The 20689-nt window shown below is 76.4% G+C and carries 3 protein-coding genes and 1 pseudogene; 3 read left to right on the forward strand and 1 reads right to left on the reverse strand.

Translation table 11 applies throughout. The features are described from left to right. Positions 1 to 115: 115 nt before the first annotated feature. The 3 genes and pseudogenes from IE316_RS30615 to IE316_RS30625 all read left to right on the forward strand — a co-directional run. Positions 116 to 7963, forward strand: a pseudogene (locus IE316_RS30615) (SDR family NAD(P)-dependent oxidoreductase); the annotation flags it as partial. A gap of 6 nt (positions 7964 to 7969) precedes the next feature. Continuing rightward, positions 7970 to 8455 (forward strand): nuclear transport factor 2 family protein, encoded by a 486-nt coding sequence (locus IE316_RS30620; protein ID WP_190207789.1) that lies wholly within the window; start codon positions 7970 to 7972, stop codon positions 8453 to 8455. After that, positions 8452 to 9867, forward strand: a complete 1416-nt coding sequence (locus tag IE316_RS30625) for an NAD(P)/FAD-dependent oxidoreductase (protein ID WP_229910627.1) — start codon at positions 8452 to 8454, stop codon at positions 9865 to 9867. Before IE316_RS30620 ends, IE316_RS30625 begins: the two co-directional genes overlap by 4 nt. Before the next feature lie 62 nt (positions 9868 to 9929). On the opposite strand, the gene IE316_RS35740 is transcribed toward IE316_RS30625, so the two are convergent. Then, complete coding sequence (locus tag IE316_RS35740; RefSeq protein ID WP_229910628.1) at positions 9930 to 20687, reverse strand: type I polyketide synthase; 10758 nt, start codon at positions 20685 to 20687, stop codon at positions 9930 to 9932. Between the last annotated feature and the right edge of the window lie 2 nt (positions 20688 to 20689).

The raw sequence follows: 20689 nt of genomic DNA on the forward strand, positions 1-20689 counted from the left end.
GTCCGCGATGACCGCCCCTGCCGATCAGCTCGTCGAGGCCCTGCGGGCGTCGTTGACCCGGAACGAGAAGCTGCGCGCCGAGAACGAGCGGCTCAGTGCGCGCCGTGCGGAGCGGGAGCCGATCGCCATCGTGGGGATGGGGTGCCGCTTCCCGGGGGGTGTGACCTCGCCGGAGGAGCTGTGGCGGCTGGTCGCCGACGGCACCGACGCGATCGGGGATCTGCCGGCGGGGCGCGGCTGGAAGCAGCAGGTGCTGGAGCTCGCGGGGGACGGGACGGTTCCGCAGGGCGGGTTCGTCGAGGGGGCGGATCTGTTCGACCCGGCCGTGTTCGGGATCGCGCCCCGTGAGGCGCTGGCCATGGACCCTCAGCAGCGGTTGCTGCTGGAGACGTCGTGGGAGGTGCTGGAGCGGGCCGGCATCGTGCCCGGCTCGCTGAAGGGGAGCCCGACCGGGGTCTTCGTCGGGGCCGCGAACACCGGGTACGGGACCGGGATCACCGAGTTGCCCGACGGGGTGGCGAACTACCTGGTCAGCGGGACGGCCAGCAGTGTGCTGTCCGGGCGGCTGTCCTATGTCTACGGGCTGGAGGGGCCGTCCCTCACCGTGGACACCGCCTGCTCCTCCTCGCTGGTCGCCCTGCATCTGGCGGTGCGGGCGCTGCGGGCCGGCGAGTGTTCGCTGGCGCTGGCGGGCGGGGTGACGGTGATGTCGACCGCCAGCATCTTCCACGGGTTCGGCAGCCAGGGGATGATGGCGCCGGACAGCCGCAGCAAGCCGTTCGCCGCGGCCGCCGACGGCACGTCGTGGGCCGAGGGCGTGGGGCTGCTGCTCGTCGAACGGCTGTCGGACGCCCGCCGCGCGGGCCACCGGGTGCTCGCGGTGCTGCGGGGCTGCGCCGTCAACCAGGACGGTGCCTCGAACGGGCTGACCGCGCCCAACGGGCCGTCCCAGCAGCGCGTCATCCGCGCCGCCCTCGCCGACGCCGGACTCTCCCCCGACGAGGTCGACCTGGTCGAGGCGCACGGCACCGGCACCACCCTCGGCGACCCCATCGAGGCGCAGGCTCTGCTGGCCACCTACGGCCGCCGGCCGGAGGGCGCTCCGCCGCTGTGGCTCGGTTCGCTCAAGTCCAACTTCGGGCACGCGCAGGCGGCTTCCGGTGTCGCCGGTGTCATCAAGGCCGTCATGGCCCTGCGGCACGGCCGCATCCCGCGCACCCTGCACGTCGACGCCCCCTCCCCGCACATCGACTGGAGCGCCGGGCAGGTGCGGCTCGCCCAGGAGGCCCTCGACTGGCCGGAGACGGGACGGCCCCGGCGTGCGGCGGTGTCCTCGTTCGGGATCAGCGGCACCAACGCGCACCTCGTGCTGGAGCAGGCCGACGCGCAGGACGATCCGCCGCCCGCCGGGCCCGCGGGGCGGCCGTCGGAGGGGCCGCTGGCGCGGGGTCCCGTGCCATGGCTGGTGTCGGCGGCCACCGCGCAGGCGTTGGCGGCCCGCGCCGGGCAGCTCGCCCGGTGGTGCGGCGAGGAGCCGGATCCGGTCGGGGTGGGGGCCGCGCTGGCCGCGGGGCGCACCGTGTTCGAGCACCGGGCGGTCGTCCTCGCCGACGGCTCCGGCGCCGACCGGGAGGCGCTCGGTGCGCTGAGCCGGGGCGAGCCGTCGCCGCTGGTCGTGGCGGGGCAGGCGAACGTACGCGGCAAGACGGTGTTCGTGTTCCCCGGGCAGGGGTCGCAGTGGACCGGGATGGCGACCCGGCTGCGGGAGGAGTCCCCCGCGTTCGCGTCCCGGCTGGCCGCGTGCGAGGAGGCCCTCGCGCCCTGGACGGACCGGCGGCTGAGCGAGGTCCTGGACGACGAGGCGGCGCTCGGCCGGGTGGATGTCGTACAGCCCGCGCTGTGGGCGGTGCTGGTGTCGCTGGCCCATGTGTGGCAGGAGCACGGGGTGCGGCCGGCCGCGGTCCTCGGGCACTCCCAGGGGGAGATCGCCGCGGCCTGCGTGGCAGGCGCGCTGTCGCTGGAGGACGGGGCCAAGGTCGTCGCGCTGCGCAGCAGGGCCATCGCCGCGGAGCTGGCGGGGCGGGGCGGCATGGCCTCGGTGGCGCTGCCGGCCGGCGAGGCGGCGGAGCGGATCGAGCGGGCCGGGCTGTCGCTGTCGGTGGCCGCCCGCAACGGGCCGCGCTCCACCGTCGTCTCCGGCACCGCCGGCGACCTCGCCCGCTTCCTGGAGGCGTGCGAGGCCGACGGGGTGCGGGTGCGCCGTGTCCCGGTGGACTACGCCTCGCACTCGCCGCAGGTCGAATCGTTGCGGGAGCGGCTGGCCGCGGAGCTGGCGGGGATCGTGCCCCGGCGGGGCGAGGTGCCGTTCTGGTCGACCGTGACCGGGGACTGGATCGACACCTCGCGGCTGGACGGCGCGTACTGGTACCGCAACCTGCGCCGGCCCGTGCTGCTGGAGGAGGGGGTGCGGGCGCTGCTCGCGTCGGGGCACGGGGTGTTCGTCGAGACCAGTCCGCATCCGGTGCTGACGGCGGCCGTGGAGGAGTGCGCGGAGGAGGTCGGGGCGGACGTCGTGGCCGTCGGCACGCTGCGGCGCGGTGACGGTTCGCTGCCGCGGCTGCGGACCTCGCTGGCGCAGGCGGCGGTGCGGTCCACCCGGATCGGCCTCGCCGCCCTGTTCGACGGCGTCGACGCGCGGGGCGTCGCGCTGCCCACGTACCCCTTCCAGCGGTCCCGCTACTGGCTGTCGCCGGGGCCGGGGGCGGATGCGCGGGCGCTGGGCCTGGACGACGCCGGGCATCCGGTGCTGGGGGCGGCGGTGCGGCTGGCCGACCGGGACGCGGTCGTCCTCACCGGCGGTGTCGAAGCCGAGAGCCCGGCCGTGATGAGCGCGGGTGTCCTCGCGGAGCTGGCCGTGCGGGCCGCCGACGAGGTCGGGGCGAGTGTGGCCGCGCTGTCCCTGGAACGGCCGCTGGTCCTGCCGGAGGGCACCACCCGGATCCAGGTGACCGCCGACGCGGCCGCCGGGGTCACTGTGCACGCCTGCCACCCCGCGGTGGAGGACGAGCGGTGGGTCCGGTACGCCGGAGCCGCGCTCACCTCGCTGCCGCAGGCCCCGGCCGGTTGCGACGGCGCCCGGCCGCCGTCCGACGCCGTCGCCCTGGCGTTCCCGGACGAGGACGGCGCGCCCGGGACGGCGGTGATCCGCGCCCTGGCGCGGCACGAGGGCGTGGTCTTCGCGGAGGTCGCGCTCGACGACACCGCCCGTGAGGTGCGCGGCCACCGGGTGCATCCCGCCCTGCTGGACGCCGCGTTGCGGGCCTGGCACCTGGCGCGGGAGGACGGCGACACCCGGTACCGGGCGCCGGTCTCGCTGGGCCGTGTCGTCGTGCACTCCACCGGCGCCGACACCGCGCGGGTGCGGGTGGCGCCGGAGGCCGACGGCACGGTCGTCGTCACGCTGGCCGACGCGGACGGGCAGTCGCTGGCGGAGCTGGGGCCGGTGGTGTTCGGGCCGCCCGCCGACCGGGTCCCGGGGATGCCCGTCCGTCTGCCCCGGGACACGGTGTTCGGTGTCGAGTGGGTGCCGGTGGCGCCTGCCGGTGAGGGGGCCGCCGGGTCCTGGGTGCCGGCAGCGGCTGCCGGTGAGGGGGCCGCCGGGTCCTGGGTGGCGCTCGCCGGCGGTGAGGTGGACGGGCTGAGCGGCCACTGTGCCGTACACCCCGATCTCACCGCGGTCGCCGGTCACGGGCTGCCCGCGCCGGAGGCCGTGATCGTGCCGGTGCCGGCGGGGGACGCCGGTCCGGAGGCTGTCGCCGTGTGGGCGCTGGGGACGCTGCAGGCGTTCCTGGCCGAGGACGGATTGGCGGACAGCCGCCTGGTGCTGGTCAGCCGGGGTGCGGTGGCCGTGGAGGCCGGTGAGGCCCCCGATGTGGCGGCCGCCGCGCTGTGGGGGCTGGTCGGTGCGGCGGAGGCCGAGCATCCCGGGCGGCTGCTGCTGCTCGACCGCGACGGCCCGCTGACCGCCGCCCTGCTGCGGCAGGCGCTCGCCGCCGGGGAGTCCCGGCTCGCGGTGCGCGGTGGAGCGGTGCGGGCGCCCCGGCTCGGGCGCCCCTCGACCGCTCCCGCCGCCGGGCACCGTCCGCTCGATCCGGACGGGACCGTGCTCATCACGGGCGGGACCGGCACGCTCGGGGGAATCCTGGCCCGGCATGTGGTGCGCGAGCACAGCGTGCGCCGGGTCCTGCTGCTCAGCCGCCGCGGCCCCGACGCGCCCGGCGCCCGGGAACTCGCCGGGGAACTCGCCGATCTGGGCGCCGAGGCGAGTGTCGTCGCGTGCGACGCCGCGGACCGGGACGCGCTCGCCGCGGTCCTGGCGGACGTGCCCGCCGACCGTCCCCTCACCGCCGTCGTCCACGCCGCGGGCGTCCTCGACGACGCCCTCCTCGGCGATCTGACGCCGGAGCGGATGACGGCCGTCATGCGGCCCAAGGTGGACGCCGCCCGCCACCTCGACGACCTGACGCGTTCCCTCCCGCTCGCCGCGTTCGTGCTGTTCTCCTCGGCCGCGGGGGTCCTCGGCACCGCCGGGCAGGCCAACTACGCCGCCGCCAACACCTGTCTCGACGCACTGGCCGCGCACCGGCGGGCGCACGGTCTGCCCGCCACCTCGCTCGCCTGGGGCATGTGGGAGGAACTGAGCGAGCTGACCCGGCGGGTGGCCGTGGACGGCGGCGGCCGGATGGCCGGCGCGGGGTTCGGCACCCTGTCCACCGCGGACGGCCTGGCGGTGTTCGACGCCGCCGTGCGGACCGGGACGGCACTGTTCGTGCCGGTGCCGACGGATCTGGGCACGCTCGCGCGGCGGCTCGCCGGGCACCTGCCGCCCCCGCTGTACCGGGGCCTGATCCGTGCTCCGCAGCGCCGCGAGGCGGGCTCCGGCGCGGGGTCCGGGGACCGTACGGGGCTGGCGGCCCGGCTGGCCGGGCAGTCCGTGGCCGACGGGACGCGGACCGTGCTGGAGCTGGTGCGGGAGCAGGCCGCCGCCGTCCTGGGTCACGCGGACGGGGACGCGGTCGGGGCGGGGCGCCTCTTCCGTGAGCTGGGCTTCGACTCGCTCAGCTCGGTCGAACTGCGCAACCGGCTCTCCTCGGTCACCGGACTGCGGCTGCCGGTCGGCCTGGTGTACGACCACCCCACGCCGCAGGCCATGGCCGCGTATCTGCGCACCCGCCTCGCCGGAGACGCTCCCGAGGCGGCGGTCCCCGGGGCCGTGACCGGTGCCGATCGCGCCGACGACCCGGTGGTGGTCGTCGGGATGAGCTGCCGGCTGCCGGGGGGCATCGGCTCGCCGGACGAGCTGTGGGAGCTGCTGCTGTCCGGCGGGGACGCGATCGGGCCGGTCCCGGACGACCGGGGCTGGGACCTGGACCGGATGGCCTCCTGGAACGGTGCCCTGCGCGGCGTCGGGCTGCTCGCCGAGGGCGGATTCCTCACCGGCGCCTCCGGGTTCGACCCGGCGTTCTTCGACATGAGCCCGGAGGAGGCCCTGGTGGTGGACCCCCAGCAGCGGCTGCTGCTGGAGCTGGCCTGGGAGGCGTGGGAGCGGGCCGGTGAGGACCCGCGCCGGATGCGCGGATCGCGTACGGGGGTCTACGTGGGGACCTTCACCCAGAACTACGTCTCGGACCTGCGGCAGGTTCCCGAGGCCAGCGTGCCCTACGTGTCGTCGGGGGCCGGTTCGCCGTTCGCGTGCGCCCGGGTGGCCTACACGTTCGGGCTGCGGGGGCCGACGCTCGCCGTCGACACGGGCTGCTCGTCCTCCGGTGTCGCCCTGCATCTGGCCTGCCAGGCGCTGCTGCGGGACGAGTGCTCCTCGGCGCTGGTCGGCGGGGTGACCGTGATGGCGTTCCCGGTCGCGTTCGACAATCTCGGCGGGATCTCCTCGGACGGCCGCTGCAAGTCCTTCTCCGCCGACGCCGACGGGGTCGGCTGGGGCGAGGGGGCCGGGGTGCTGGTGGTGGAGCGGCTGTCCGAGGCGCGGCGGCGCGGGCATCCCGTGCTCGCGGTGATCCGGGGCTCGGCGCTGAACCACAGCGGTGCCAGCAACGGGCTCACCGCGCCGCACGGCCCGTCGCAGAGCGAGGTCATGCGGCTGGCGCTCGCGGACGCCGGGCTCGGTCCGCGCGACGTCGACGTGGTCGAGGCGCACGGGACGGGCACGCCGCTGGGGGACGCGGTGGAGGCGGAGGCCGTCATCGAGACGTACGGGCGGCACCGCACGGACCGTCCGGTGCTGCTGGGGTCGGTCAAGGCCAACGTCGGTCACCCGCACGCCGCGTCGGGGGTCGTCGGGGTCATCAAGACGGTGCTGGCGATGCGGCACGGGATCGTGCCCGAGGCGCTGTACGCCGCCGAGCCGCTGGCGGACGTGGACTGGGCCGGCGGGGGCGTCACGCTGCCCCGCCGGGCGGTGGCGTGGCCGGAGACGGGGCGTCCGCGCCGGGCCGGGGTGTCCTCGTTCGGCGGCAACGGCACCAAGGTCCACCTCATCCTCGAACAGTCGCCCGACCCGGACGGCGCCCCGTCGCCCGGCCCGGCGCCCCGCAGCACCGACCTGCCGGTGCCGTGCCCGCTGTCGGCCCGCTCCGGGCCCGCTCTCGCCTCGGCGGCGCGCAGGCTGCGGGACCGGGTGGCCGGCGACCCCGCGCTCGGCCCGCACGAGGTGGCCCGGTCCCTGGCCGCCCGGACCGCGTTCGAGGAGCGGGCGGTCGTCCTCGCGCGGACCCGCACGGACCTGCTCGACGCGCTGGACGCGCTCGCCGCCGGCGACCCGCACCCCGATGTGGTGCGCGGCCGGGCCGACGACGAGGAGGCCCGGCTCGCCGTCCTGCTGCCGGACGCCGACGGCCGCGACCTGTCCGCCGAGGCCGCGCTGCACGCCGCGTTCCCCGCCTACGCCCGCGCCTGGGACGAGGCGGCCGGCGCGCTCGCCCCGTACCTGGACGGCGGCCCGCCCGCGCCCGGCGAAGCGCACGAGCACACCGTCGCCGCCGCCTTCGTGGCGCAGGTCGCCGCCCACCGGCTGCTGGAGAGCCGGGGTCTGCGCCCGGACCTCCTGCTCGGCCGGGGCAGCGGGCAGATCGCCGCCGCCCACCTCGCCGGCAGTCTCACGCTCGGCCAGGCCGCCGGTGTGGCGGCGGGCCGCGCGGACGCCGTGGACGACCCGGGGGCCGCTCCCCCGCTGATCGCGGCGCTGGTGGACGGCGGCGACGAGAAGATCGACGCCGAGGCCCTCCTCGCGGGCGCGGCACCGGCCCCCGGCGGTGACGCACCGCGGCCCGCCGGTCTCGTACTGGACCTGGGAGCCCGCGACACGGACGCGGACCCCTCCCCCGCCGCGCGCCCGGACCGGGAGCTCGCCCGGCTGTGGGCGGCCGGGGCCGACCTGGACCTCGGCGCGCTGCCGGCGGACGCGGCCGCCCGCAGGGTCGACCTGCCGACCTATCCGTTCCAGCGCGAGCCCTACTGGCTCGGCGCGTTCCGGCCGGGCACCACCGATTCAGGGAGCACCATGACCGACGAACCCACCCGCAAGAAGATCATCACGGAGTACTACCGCAGGCTGAACTCCGGTGACGTGGACGGGGTGGTCGCCATGTTCGCCCCCGACGGCTTCATCGAGGACCCGATCGGCGTGTCCGTCGCCCGCGGCCACGAGGCGCTGCGCCACTTCTTCCAGGTCACCATGGTCGACGCCGACATCAAGGACACCGTCAAGTCGATCGTCTGCGCCCAGGACGACCGGTACGTCGCCGCCTCGCTCACCGCCGACCTGGTCAACATCACCGACCCCGAGCGCAAACGGCTCACCGTCGAGGCGGTGATGACGTTCGCGATCGGCGCGGAGGGGCTGATCGAGGAGGTCCGCAGTTTCTGGGGCGCCACCGACGTGAGCATGTGAGCGGCCATGTCCGAGACAGAGACGCTCTGCAAGCACCTGGTGGTGGAACACTGCCGCCGCATCAACGCCGGTGACCTGGAAGGGCTGCTCGCCCTGTACTCGCCCGCGGTGACGTACGAGGACCCGGTCGGCACCGGCCCCCGGTCCGGCATCGAGGCGCTGCGCGCGCACGCGGGCGCGGCCATCGAGTGCCATGCCTACGAGGACTTCGGCGCGCCGGTCGCGGCCCAGGACGGCGCCACCGCCGCCGTCCCGGTCGTCACCACCATGAACTACCTGCCCTGGGGCCCGAACCTGGTCCGCCTGGGCTACATCCCCGCACCGCCCGAGGAGGCGGACGGCTCCGCCCTGCGCATCCGGTTCGACTACGTGATGGCCGTGAAGGTCGGGGCGGACGGGCTGATCAACGACATGCGCGGCTACTGGGGCAGGTCCGACGTGGTGTACCTGGGCCCCGCCGAGCCCGCGGAGGAGAAGGTGGTCTCCCGATGACCGACGCGAAGCACGCCGTGGTGATGGGGGCGGGGCTGGCCGGGATGCTGGCGGCCCGGGTCCTGGCCCCTCACGTGGACCGCGTGACCGTCGTGGACCGCGACACGATGCCCGACGGACCGTACCTGCGCAAGGGCCTGCCCCAGGCCCGCCACGCCCATCTGCTGATGTCCGGCGGCGCGCGGACCATCGACGCGCTGCTGCCCGGCACCACCGACCGGCTGCTCGCCGCCGGCGGGCACCGGATCGGGCTGCCGGCGGACGTGGTGTCGCTGACGGCGTACGGCTGGCAGCAGCGCTTCCAGGGCGCCCAGTTCATGATCACGTGCAGTCGGGAGCTGCTCGACTGGACGGTGCGCGAGGCGGTGCTGCGCGACAGCCGCATCACCCTGCGCGACGGCGTCGAGGTGGTGGGTCCCCGGGTGGCGGGCGGCCGGGTCACCGGGGTCGTGGTGCGGCCGCGCGACGGCTCGGCAGGGCCGGTGGAGCTGGCGGCGGACTTCGTCGTGGACTGCACCGGACGCGGCTCACCGGCGAAGAAGTGGCTGGCGGAGCTGGGACTGCCGCCGGTGCGGGAGGAGACCGTCGACTCGGGGCTGCGCTACTCCAGCCGCGTCTTCCGTGCCCCGGCCGGGGCCGAGCGGGACTTCCCCGTGGTGAGCGTCTACCCGGACCACCGTTCGGGACGGCCGGGGCAGAGCGCGGTGCTCGTCCCGATCGAGGACGGCCGGTGGATCGTCACCGTCTCGGGGACCCGGGGGGCCGAACCGCCGAACGGCGAGGAAGGGTTCGCCGCGTTCGCGGAGGCGGTACGGCATCCGATCGTCGGCCGCCTCATCGCGGGCGCCGAACCGGTCACGGAGGTGCAGGGCTCCCGCAGTACGCACAACCGGCGGCTGCACTACGAGCAGGTCGCCGGGTGGCCGGAGGGCTTCGCCGTCATGGGCGACGCGCTGGCGGCCTTCAACCCGGTGTACGGGCACGGCATGAGCTGTGCCGCGCAGGCCGCGGGGGCCCTGGAGGGCGAGCTGCGCCGGCTCGGCGGCCTCGGCCCCCAGCTCGGCAAGCGGGTCCAGCGTGCGGTGAGCGCGGTCGTCGACGACCCGTGGATCCTGGCCACCACGCAGGACCTGGGCTACCCGGGCTGCCGTTCCGAGGTCACCGACGCCCGGCTGGCCGACCCCTCCGACGCGGGCCGCCGGTTCGCGGACCTGGTGTCCACCGCGGCGCTCTCCGAGCCCGCCGTGGCCGCCGCGACGATGGAGGTGACCACCCTGTCGGCGCCGCTGACCCGGCTGCGGTCGCCCGAGGTGCTCGCGGCCGTGCAGCGCCTCGCCGCACGTCCGGCCGGCACGCCGGCCTCGGCCGAACCGCCCCTGCGGGCCCACGAGACGGCCTTGCTGACGGCCTGACAGCACGCGCACGAGGAAGGGGGCGGCCGATCCGGCCGCCCCCTTCCTCGTGCTCCCGTCCGTCAGGACTCCGAGGCACCTCCCAGCGCCATCCGGATGAGTTCGTCGGCGGCCATGGAGGCGATGTCGGCACCGGCGTCCGCGGCCGGAACCTCCCGGGCGTCGGGGCCGGCCGGCTCGGGCTGCGGGGCGATCTCCTCGCGGATCCTGCGAGCGAGGTCCACCGGGCTCGGGTGGTCGAAGATCAGCGTGGCCGGCAGGCGCAGACCGGTCTCCGCGGAGAGGCGGTTGCGCAGCTCGACCGCCGTGAGCGAGTCGAAGCCGAGGTCCCGGAAGGTCAGGTCCGGGTCCAGCGCGCCCGGCGAGCCGTGCCCGAGGACCGCGGCGACGCCCCCGAGGACCAGGTCGAGCAGCAGTTCGTCCTGCTCGGTCGGTGTCAGCCCGGCGAGCCGCTCGCCGAGGGCGGGCCCCTCGACCGGCCCGCCGGCGAAGGCGGAGGCGGCACGTCGGGTCCGGCCCCGGGTGAGCCCGCGCAGGATCGGTGCCGTCAGGTCGGCGCGCAGGGCGGCGGTGTCGATGCGCACCGCGGCCAGCAGGGGCTCGTCGGTGGCGCGGCCGGTGTCGAAGAGGTTCAGGGCCAGTTCGGTGGAGAGCGGCACCGTGCCGCCGCGCTCCATGCGGGCCCGGTCCGCCTCGGCGAGCCGGCCCGTCAGCCCGCTGGCCTCGGCCCACAGACCCCACGCCAGCGAGGTGGCGCTGAGCCCGCGCGCGTGCCGGTCCTGGGCGAGCGCGTCGAGGAAGGTGTTGGCGGCGGCGTAGTTGGCCTGCCCCGCGCTGCCGAGGATGCCGGCGAGGGAGGAGAAGAGGACGAACGCGGCGAGGTCGTGGCCGGCGGTGAGTTCGTGGAGGTTGACCGCGCCGTCGACCTTGGCGCGCAGGACACGTTCGAGGCGCTCGGGGGTGAGCGACTCGATCAGACCGTCGTCCAGCGCGCCCGCCGCGTGGACGACGCCGGTCAGCGGGGCCGGTACGCGGTCCAGGACGGCGGCGAGGGCCTCCCGGTCGGACACGTCGCAGGCTTCGACGACGACCCGGGCGTCCAGCCCCTCGGGGACCTCGCCGCCGCTACGGCTCAGCAGGACCAGGTTGCGTACGCCGTGCTCCTCGACAAGATGCCGCGCCACGAACGTGCCCAGCGTGCCGGTGCCGCCCGTGATCAGGACCGTGCCGTCCGGATCGAGCCGCCTGGGCATGCGGAGTACCAGCTTGCCCGTGTGCTTGGCCTGCGACATGAACCGGAACGCCGCCGGCGCCCGGCGCACGTCGAAGGTCCGTACGGCGGGCGGTGTCAGCTCGCCCGCCGCGAACAGCGGCATCAGCACGGCGAGTATCCGGCCGATGCCGTCGGGGCCCGCCGCCTGGATCACGTCGAACGCCTGGTACGTCACGCCCGGGTGCCGGTCGGCCACCTCGCCGGGGTCGCGGAGGTCCGTCTTGCCCATCTCCACGAACCGGCCGCCGTCGCCCAGCAGCCGCAGCGAGGCGTCGGTGAACTCCCCGGCGAGGGAGTTGAGTACCACGTCGACACCACCGGCGAACTTCTGCTCGAAGTCGAGCGTCCGGGAGCTGGCGATGTGCGCGTCGTCCAGGCCCATCGCCCGCAGCGTGCCCCACTTGCCCTCGCTCGCCGTCGCGAAGACCTCGGCGCCGAGGTGACGGGCGATCTGGATCGCCGCCGTGCCCACTCCCCCGGCACCGGCGTGGATCAGCACCCGCTCGCCGGGCCGGAGTCCGCCCAGGTCCACCAGCCCGTACCAGGCGGTCACGAAGGCCACCGGCACGGCGGCGCCCTGCTCGAACGACCAGCTCTCGGGCATCGGGGTGAGCATCCGGTGGTCGGCGACGGCGTGCGGGCCGAAGCCGCCCTGGAACATGCCCAGGACCCGGTCGCCGACCGTGAGCCCCGGGGTGCCGGGGCCGACGGCGGTCACGACGCCCGCGCCTTCGCCGCCCATCGTGGCGCCGGCGTCCGGGTACATCCCGAGCGCGATCAGCACGTCACGGAAGTTGAGGCCGGCCGCCCGGACGCCGAGCAGGACCTGACCCGGTTCCAGTGCGTCGGCCTCCGGGAGCGGGGGCGCGGGCAGCAGGGCGAGGTTGTCGAGCGTTCCGGCCCGGTGGGTATCGAGGCGCCAGGCGCCGGGCGGCGGGGTCAGGGCGCGGGACTCGCCGGCGCGGGTCAGGCGCGGGACGTGCATCTGTCCGTCGCGCAGGGCGAGGTGGGGTTCGCCGAGGGCGAGGGAGGCGCGGGCCGCCGCCGGGGTCAGGGCGCGGGAGGCGGGAGTGGTGTCCCGGTCGATGAGGACGCACTGGCCGGGGTGTTCGCTCTGGAAGGCGCGGACGAGGCCGACGATCGCGGAGGCGGTGAGTCCGGGGACGGGTTCGCCGTGGCAGGTGGCGAGCGCGCCGTGGGTGAGGACGACGAGGCGGGTGCCGGCCAGGCGGGGGTCGGTGATCCACGCCTGGAGCACGGCCAGGGTCCGCACGGTCAGGGCGGACACGTCCTCGGTGGGTTCCGGGGCGACGGTCAGCAGGGCGAAGTCCGGTGCCGGGGCGCCCGCTTCGAGGGCGGTGGCGAGGGCCGCCGGGTCCTTGTGCACGGTGGCCGTGGCGAGGTCCGGGTCGGGCTCGCCGAGGACCGCCCAGGTGTCCTCGGTGCCGTCGCCGGGGGGCGCGGTCACGGTCTTCCAGTCGACGGTGAACAGCGCGTCGCGGGTGGTGTCGCGGTGGTCGGTGAGCTGGTCGGCGGAGACGGGGCGCAGGACGAGGGAGTCGGCCCGCAGGACGGGGTTGCCGTCGTCGTCGGCGGCCAGGACGGTGACCGTGTCGGGTCCCGCGGGGGTCAGGCGCACCCGCAGCCGCTGGGCTCCGGAGGCGTGCAGGGTGACGCCGTTCCAGGAGAAGGGCAGCAGGATGCGGGTGTCGCGCTGCCCGGTGCCGGCGAGGCCGTACGCCTGGAGGGCGGCGTCCAGGAGGGCGGGGTGCAGTCCGTGGTGGGCGGCGTCCTCGCGTTCGCGGTCGGCGAGTTCGACCTCCGCGTAGATCTCCTCGCCCGAGCGCCATGCCTGGCGCAGTCCCTGGAAGGCGGGCCCGTAGGCGTAGCCGGAGGCTTCGGCCTGCTCGTAGAAGGCGGTGGTGTCGAGGGGGGTGGCGTCGGCGGGGGGCCAGGCGGTGAGGGTGAAGCCGGCGGGTTCCTCGGTCGGGGAGAGCACGGCGCCGGCGTGGCGCTGCCAGTCGGTGTCGTCGTCGTCGGCGGGGCGTGAGTGGATGGTGAGGGTGCGCTGCCCCGTGCTGTCGGGAGGGCCGACGGCGAGCTGGACGCGGGTCGTGGCGGCCGGGGACAGGATCAGGGGGGTTTCGAGGGTGAGTTCGTCGATGCGGGCGCAGCCCGCCTCGTCGGCGGCGCGGATCGCGAGGTCCACGAAGGCGGTGCCGGGCAGCAGGGTGGTGCCGGCGACGGTGTGGTCGGCGAGCCAGGGGTGGGTGCGGGCGGAGACCAGGCCGGTGAGGACGAGGTGGCCGGGTTCGGGCAGGGTCGTGCCGGCCCTCAGGAAGGGGTGGTCGACGGGGGTGAGGCCGAGCCCGTGGGCGTCGCCCTCGGCGGTGTGGCCGGTGCCGGACTCCAGCCAGTAGCGGCGGTGCTGGAAGGCGTAGGTGGGCAGGGGGACGCGGCGGCCGAAGCCCGCGCCGAGGACCGCGCTCCAGTCGACCGGCAGTCCGTGGGCGTGGGCCTCGGCGAGGGAGCCGAGGAAGCGGTCGGCGTCGGGTTCGTCGCGGCGCAGGGTGCCCAGTGCCACGGCCTGCCGGTCGGTGGCGTCGAGGGTCTCCTCGACACCGCTGAGCAGGACGGGGTGGGCGCTGATCTCGACGAACGCGGTGTGGCCGGTGTCGAGCAGGCCGCGGACGGTCTCCTCGAAGCGGACGGTGTGGCGGAGGTTGCGGTACCAGTAGCCGGCGTCGAGGCCGGTGGTGTCGTGTTCGGCGGCGGTGACCGTGGAGTGGAAGGGGATGCGCGCGGGGCGGGGTTCGATCCCGTCGAGGAGGAGGGCGAGACGGTCCTCGATCTCCTCGACGTGGGCGCTGTGCGAGGCGTAGTCGACGGGGATGCGGCGGTGGCGGACGTTCTCGGCGGCGCACCGGGCGCTGAGTTCGTCGAGGGCGTCCGTGTCCCCGGCGACCACGGTGGAGACGGGGCCGTTGACGGCGGCGACCGACAGACGGCCCTGCCACTCCTGGAGCCGGGCGGCGACCTGCTCGGCGGGTTCGCCGACGGAGAGCATGCCGCCGCGGCCGGACAGGGCGGTGATGGCGCGGCTGCGCAGGGCGACGATCTGGGCGGAGTCCTCCAGGCTGAGGGCGCCGGCGACGTGGGCGGCGGCGATCTCGCCCTGGGAGTGCCCGACGACGGCGGCGGGTTCGACGCCGCAGGAGCGCCACAGTTCGGCCAGGGCGATCATCACGGCCCACAGCACGGGCTGGAGGACGTCGACGCGGGCGAACCACTTGCGCGCGGCGTCGCCCTCGGCGCGCAGCACCTCTTCCAGGGACCAGTCGACGTAGGGGGCGAGGGCCTCCTGGCAGGCGGCGATGCGGGCGGCGAACACGGGGGCGTGGTCGAGGAGGCCGACCGCCATGCGCTCCCACTGCGAGCCCTGGCCGGGGAAGACCCAGACGACGCGTTCGCCGTGCCGGGACTGGCCCTGGACGACGTCGGCGGACTGGGTGCCCGCGGCGAGGTGGTCGAGCGCGTCCAGCAGGGTGGTGCGGTCGGCCGCGCGGACGACGGCGCGGTGGCGCAGGGCGGAGCGGGTGGCGTGCAGGGAGTGGGCGAGGTCGGTGAGGGCGGTGTCGCGGCCGGTGCCGGTGCGCAGGTGGGCGGCGAGGCGGGCGGCCTGGGAGCGCAGTCCCTCGGGGACGGCGGCGGAGACCAGGAAGGCCAGGGTGCTGGTCGGGGTGAGGGCGCCGGGTGCGGGTTCCTCGCCGGGGCCGGTGTCCTCGGGGGCCTGTTCGACGATGAGGTGGGCGTTGGTGCCGCTGATACCGAAGGACGACACGCCGACGCGGCGGGGGCGTTCCCCGGTGCCGGGCCAGTGGCGTTCCTCGGTCAGCAGGGCGACGGCTCCCGCGCTCCAGTCGACGTGCGGGGTGGGTTCGTCGATGTGCAGGCTCTTGGGGAGGATGCCGTGGCGCAGGGCCATGACGGTCTTGATGGTTCCGGCGGCGCCCGCGGCGGCCATGGTGTGGCCGATGTTGGACTTGACCGAGCCGATCCACAGCGGCTGCCCGGGGTCGCGGCCCTGGCCGTAGGTGGCGATGAGGGCCTGGGCCTCGATGGGGTCGCCGAGGCTGGTGCCGGTGCCGTGGGCCTCGACGGCGTCGACCTGGTCGGCGGTGAGCCGGGCGTCGGTGAGGGCGGCGCGGATGACGCGCTGCTGGGAGGGGCCGTTGGGGGCGGTGAGGCCGTTGCTGGCGCCGTCCTGGTTGACGGCGCTGCCCCGGATGACGGCGAGGACGGGGTGGCCGTTGCGGCGGGCCTCGTCGAGCCGTTCCACCAGCAGCACGCCGACGCCCTCGGCGTAGCCCATGCCGTCGGCGGTGGCCGCGAACGCCTTGCAGCGGCCGTCCCCGGCGAGGGTGCGCTGGCGGCTGAACTCGATGAAGCCGCCGGGGGTGGAGGCCACCGACACCCCGCCCGCCACCGCCAGGGAGCATTCGCCGCGGCGCAGCGCCTGGACGGCGAGGTGGAGGGCGACCAGGGCGGAGGAGCAGGCGGTGTCGACGGTGACGGCGGGCCCTTCCAGGCCGAACAGGTAGGCGAGCCGGCCGGAGAGGACACTGCCCGCCGTGCCGGTGAGGACATAGCCCTCGACGCCGTCGGGCATACGGGCCACGTCGGAGCCGTAGCCGGTGGGGGTGCCGCCGACGAAGACGCCGGTGGCGGAGCCGCGCAGGGCGGCCGGGTCCAGGCCCGCGCGTTCGAAGACCTCCCAGGCGGTCTCCAGCAGGAGGCGCTGCTGCGGGTCCATGGCGAGCGCCTCGCGGGGGCTGACGCCGAAGAAGTCGGCGTCGAAGTCGCCGGCCGCGTCCAGGAATCCGGCTTCGGTGGTGTAGAAGGTGCCGGGGCGGTCGGGGTCGGGGTCGTACAGGCCGCCGACGTCCCAGCCCCGGTCGGTGGGGAAGCCGCCGATCGCGTCGGTGCCCGCGGCCGTCAGGTCCCACAGGTCCTCGGGGCTGGTGACGCCGCCGGGGAAGCGGCAGGCCATGGCGACGATCGCGACCGGTTCGTCCTCGCGGACGGCCGCCGGTGCGGTGGGGCCGGTGGCGGGTTCCCGGTGTCCGTCGAGCGTGGTGAGGATGTGCCGGGTGAGGGCCTGGGCGGTGGGGTGGTCGAAGACCAGGGTGGCGGGCAGCGCGAGGCCGGTCTCGGCGTTGAGCCGGTTGCGCAGGTCCACGGCGGTGAGGGAGTCGAAGCCGAGGTCGCGGAAGGTGCGGTCGGCGGGGACGGCCAGCGGGTCGGCGTGGCCGAGGACCTCGGCGATCCGGGCCCGTACGGCGTCCAGGGCGATCCGCTCGCGCTGGGCCGGGGCGGCCTCGGCGAGGCGGCGGGCGAGGGCGCTGGTGGCGGAGGCGGCGGGGTCGGGGGCCTGGGTGTCCTGGGTGTGCCGTGCCTCGGGGAGCGCGTCGAAGAGGGCGCTGGGGCGCAGGGCGGTGAAGCCGGTGAGGAACCGTTCCCAGTCGATGTCGGCGACGGTGACGGTCGTCTCGTCGAGTTCCAGGGCCCGGCGCAGTGCGGCGACGGCGGTGTCCGGGTCGAGGAGGCCGAGGCCGCGGCCGGTCAGGGCGGCGCGGGCGCCGTCGTCGTCGGTCATGCCCGCGCCGGCCCAGGGGCCCCAGGCCAGGGCGGTCGCCGTCAGCCCGCGGGACCTGCGGTGTTCGGCGAGGGCGTCCAGGCAGGCGTTGGCGTAGGCGTAGACGGCCTGCCGGCCGCTGCCCCACACGCCGGCGATCGAGGAGAACAGCACGAACGCGTCGAGCGGGCGGTCGCCGAGCACGGCGTCCAGGTTCCGGGCGCCGGCGGCCTTGCCCGCGGCCACCCGGGCGGCCTCGGCCAGGTCGGTGTCGAGGAGCGCGCCGGCCTGGCCGACGCCGGCCGCGTGGACGACGCTCCTCAGCGGGGGTCCCTCGGCGTCGATGCCGGCGATCAGCCGGGCCACGGCCGCGCGGTCGGCCATGTCGCAGGCGGTGATGGTGACCCGGGGGCCGAGGGCGCCGAGGCGGTCGGCGAGGTCGCGGGCGCCGGGTGCGTCGGGTCCCGACCTGCTGGTGAGGACGAGGTGTTCGGCGCCGTTCTCGGCGGCCCACCGGGCGACGCGCGCGCCGAGGCCGCCGGTGCCTCCGGTGACCAGGACGGTTCCGGTGAGCCGGACGGGGCGCACGGGTGTCCGGTCGCCCGCGGGGGCGCGGACCAGGCGTCGTACGAGGATGCCGTCGGCGCGGACGGCGGCCTGGTCCTCGCTGCCGGAGCCGGCGAGGACGGCGACGACGCGGGTCCAGGCGTGGGTGTCGGGCTGCTCGGGCAGGTCGACGAGGCCGCCCCACAGCCGGGGGTGTTCCAGGGCCACGACGCGGCCGAGGCCCCAGATCCCGGCCTGGTCGGGGCGGGGGGCCGGGTCGGCGGCGGTGGCGTGGACGGCGCCGCGGGTCAGGCACCACAGGGCGCCGCCGGGTTCGGTGTCGGCGAGGGCCTGGGCGAGGGCGAGGGTGGCGGCCGTGCCCTGGGAGAGGGCGGGGTGGTCCGGGTGGGCGTGCTCGCGCAGACCGAGCAGGCTGACCACTCCGGCGAACCCGTCGGGCCGTTCCTCGCGCAGCTCGGCGAGGCGGGCGGCGAGCGACGCGCGGTCGGCGGTACCGGCCGTGACGGTCAGGTGGCGGGGGTGAGCGCCGTGCGCGGCCAGGGCGGCGGCGCACCGGGCGGCGAGATCCTCGTCGCCGGCCTCCTCCTGCGCCGAGACGACGAGCCAGGCGCCCGTGAGGGCCGGTTCGGGGCCGGCGGTCAGGGGGTGCCAGGCGATGCCGTAGCGGGCGGCGTCCACGCCCGCGGTGAGCAGCCGGTCGTCGCGCCAGGCGGCGAGCGGGCCCAGCGCGGTGGCCAGGGCGTCGCGGCCGGTGGCGTCGGACGGGTCGAGGAGCGCGGTGAGGGCGTCGACGTCCCGGTCCTGGACGGCCGCCCAGAAGCGGGCCTCGTCGGGGTGGGCGCCGGCCTGGGCCGGGGCGGGTCCCGCGTCCGGGGCGGGGGCGTTCTCCAGCCAGAACCGCTCGCGGTGGAAGGCGTAGGTGGGCAGGTCGGTGCGGGCGGCGTCGTACGGGGCCAGGAGGGGACGCCAGTCCACGTCGTATCCGCTGGTGAACGCCTCGGTGAGGGTGCCGAGGAGGTCCGTGCCGGGCAGTACGGCCGCCTCCGGCGCGGTGGCCCGCAGGGTCCGGGTGAGGGCGGGGTCGGTGCCCGTCCCGGCGAACGCGTCGTGGCCCTGGCGCAGCAGGAGCCGTACGGCCTCCTCGAAGCGGGCGGGGGCGTCGGGGGCGGTGCTCCAGTACGCGGCGTCGAGGCGGGTGCCGGGCGGCGGCGGGCCCGCCGCGGCGGCCGAGTGGAACGGCGTCGCGGGGTCGGCCGGCCGGATCTCGCCGAGGCCGGCGTCCGGGGTGAGGCCGGCGAGGAGCCGGCCGTGGTGGGCGGCGATCCGCGCGCCGTCCTCCAGGGTGAGGGCGCCGGCCACGCAGGCGGCGGCGATCTCGCCGTGGCCGTGGCCGAGGACGGCGGCGGGCCGTATGCCGAAGGAGTCCCACACGGCGGCCAGGGACACCAGGACGGCCCAGCGCACCGGCAGCCCCAGGTCGGCGCGTTCCGCGGCGGGCGAGCGCAGTACGGAGGTCAGGGATCGGTCGAGGTAGGGGGTGAGGGCCGCCTCGCAGTCGGCGATCCGCGCGGCGAACACCGGTGAGGTGTCCAGCAGTTCCGCGGCGACCTGTGGCCAGGGCGTGTCGGCTCCGGGGAAGACCAGTACGGGGCGGGTGATCCGGCGTCCGGTGTTCCGGGCGACGCCGGGTACGGGTTCGCCCGCGGCCAGGGATTCCAGGCCCGCGAGGAGCTGGGCGCGGTCGGCGGCCGGGACGACCGCGCGGTCGTCGAGGGCGGCGCGGTGGGCGGCGAGGGTGAGCGCGATGTCCGGCAGGGGGGTGTCGGGCGCGGTGCGGACGAAGCGGGCCAGGCGGGCGGCCTGGGCGCGCAGGGCGGCCTCGCCCCGGGCGGAGACCACGAACGGCAGGGCGTCGTGGCGGGGCGGGGTGCCGCGCGGGGCCGCCGGGGCGGTGGGCGGGGTGGGTTCTTCGAGGATGACGTGGGCGTTGGTGCCGCTGGCGCCGAACGCGGAGACGCCCGCCCGGCGCGGTTCGCCCGGCGCGGCCGGCTGCCACGCCACGGGGTCGGTGAGGAGTTCGACCGGTGCCGCGGACCAGTCCACGCGCGGGGTCGGTGCGTCGAGGTGGAGCGTGCGGGGCAGGGTGCCGTGCCGCATCGCCATGATCATTTTGATGACGCCGGCGGCGCCCGCGGCGGCCTGGGTGTGGCCGATGTTGGACTTGACCGCGCCGATCCGCAGCGGCCGGTCGGGGGCGCGGCCGGGGCCGTAGGTGGCGATGAGCGCCTGCGCCTCGATGGGGTCGCCGAGCCGGGTGCCGGTGCCGTGCGCCTCGACGGCGTCGATGTCGGCCGGGGAGAGCCCGGCGGCGGCGAGCGCCTGCTCGATGACCCGGCGCTGCGAGGGCCCGTTGGGGGCGGTCAGGCCGTTGCTGGCGCCGTCCTGGTTGACGGCGGTGCCGCGGACGACCGCGAGGACGGGGTGGCCGTTGCGGCGGGCGTCGGAGAGCCGCTCGACCAGGAGCAGCCCCACGCCCTCGGCCCAGCCCGTGCCGTCGGCGGCGGCGGCGAACGGCTTGCAGCGGCCGTCGGCGGACAGGCCGCGCTGGCGGCTGAACTCGATGAAGGCGGCCGGGGTGGCCATCACGGTCACTCCCCCGGCCAGCGCCAGGCCGCATTCGCCCTGGCGCAGCGCCTGGACCGCCAGGTGCAGGGCGACGAGGGAGGACGAGCAGGCGGTGTCCACGGTGACCGCGGGGCCCTCGAGGCCGAGGGCGTAGGAGACCCGGCCGGACATCACACTGCCGACGCTGCCGGTGAGGGCGTACCCCTCGACGCCCTCGGGCATGCGCTCGACGCCGGCGCCGTAGCCGGTGGGGGTGCCGCCGATGAAGACGCCGGTGCGGCTGCCCCGCAGGGCGCGTCCGTCGACCCCGGCGTGTTCGAACGCCTCCCAGGCGGTCTCCAGCAGGAGCCGCTGCTGCGGGTCCATGGCGAGCGCCTCGCGCGGGCTGATCCCGAAGAAGGCGGCGTCGAAGTCGCCCGCGCCGTCGAGGAAGCCGCCCTCGCGGGCGTAGCTGGTGCCCAGGTGGTCGGGGTCGGGGTGGTACAGGTCGGCCAGGGGCCAGCCCCGGTCGGCGGGGAAGCCGCCGATGGCGTCGACGCCGTCGTCGACCAGCCGCCACAGGTCCTCCGGCGAGCGGACGCCCCCGGGGTAGCGGCAGGACATGCCGACGACGGCGATGGGTTCGGGGCGTTCGAGTTCGGCGATGCGGGCGCGGGCGCGCTGGAGTTCGACGGTGGCGCGCTTGAGGTAGTCCCGCAGTCTGTCGTCCGCTTGGCTCATCG

It is taken from the genome of Streptomyces fumanus, from assembly GCF_014655295.1.
Taxonomy (GTDB): Bacteria; Actinomycetota; Actinomycetes; order Streptomycetales; family Streptomycetaceae; genus Streptomyces; species Streptomyces fumanus.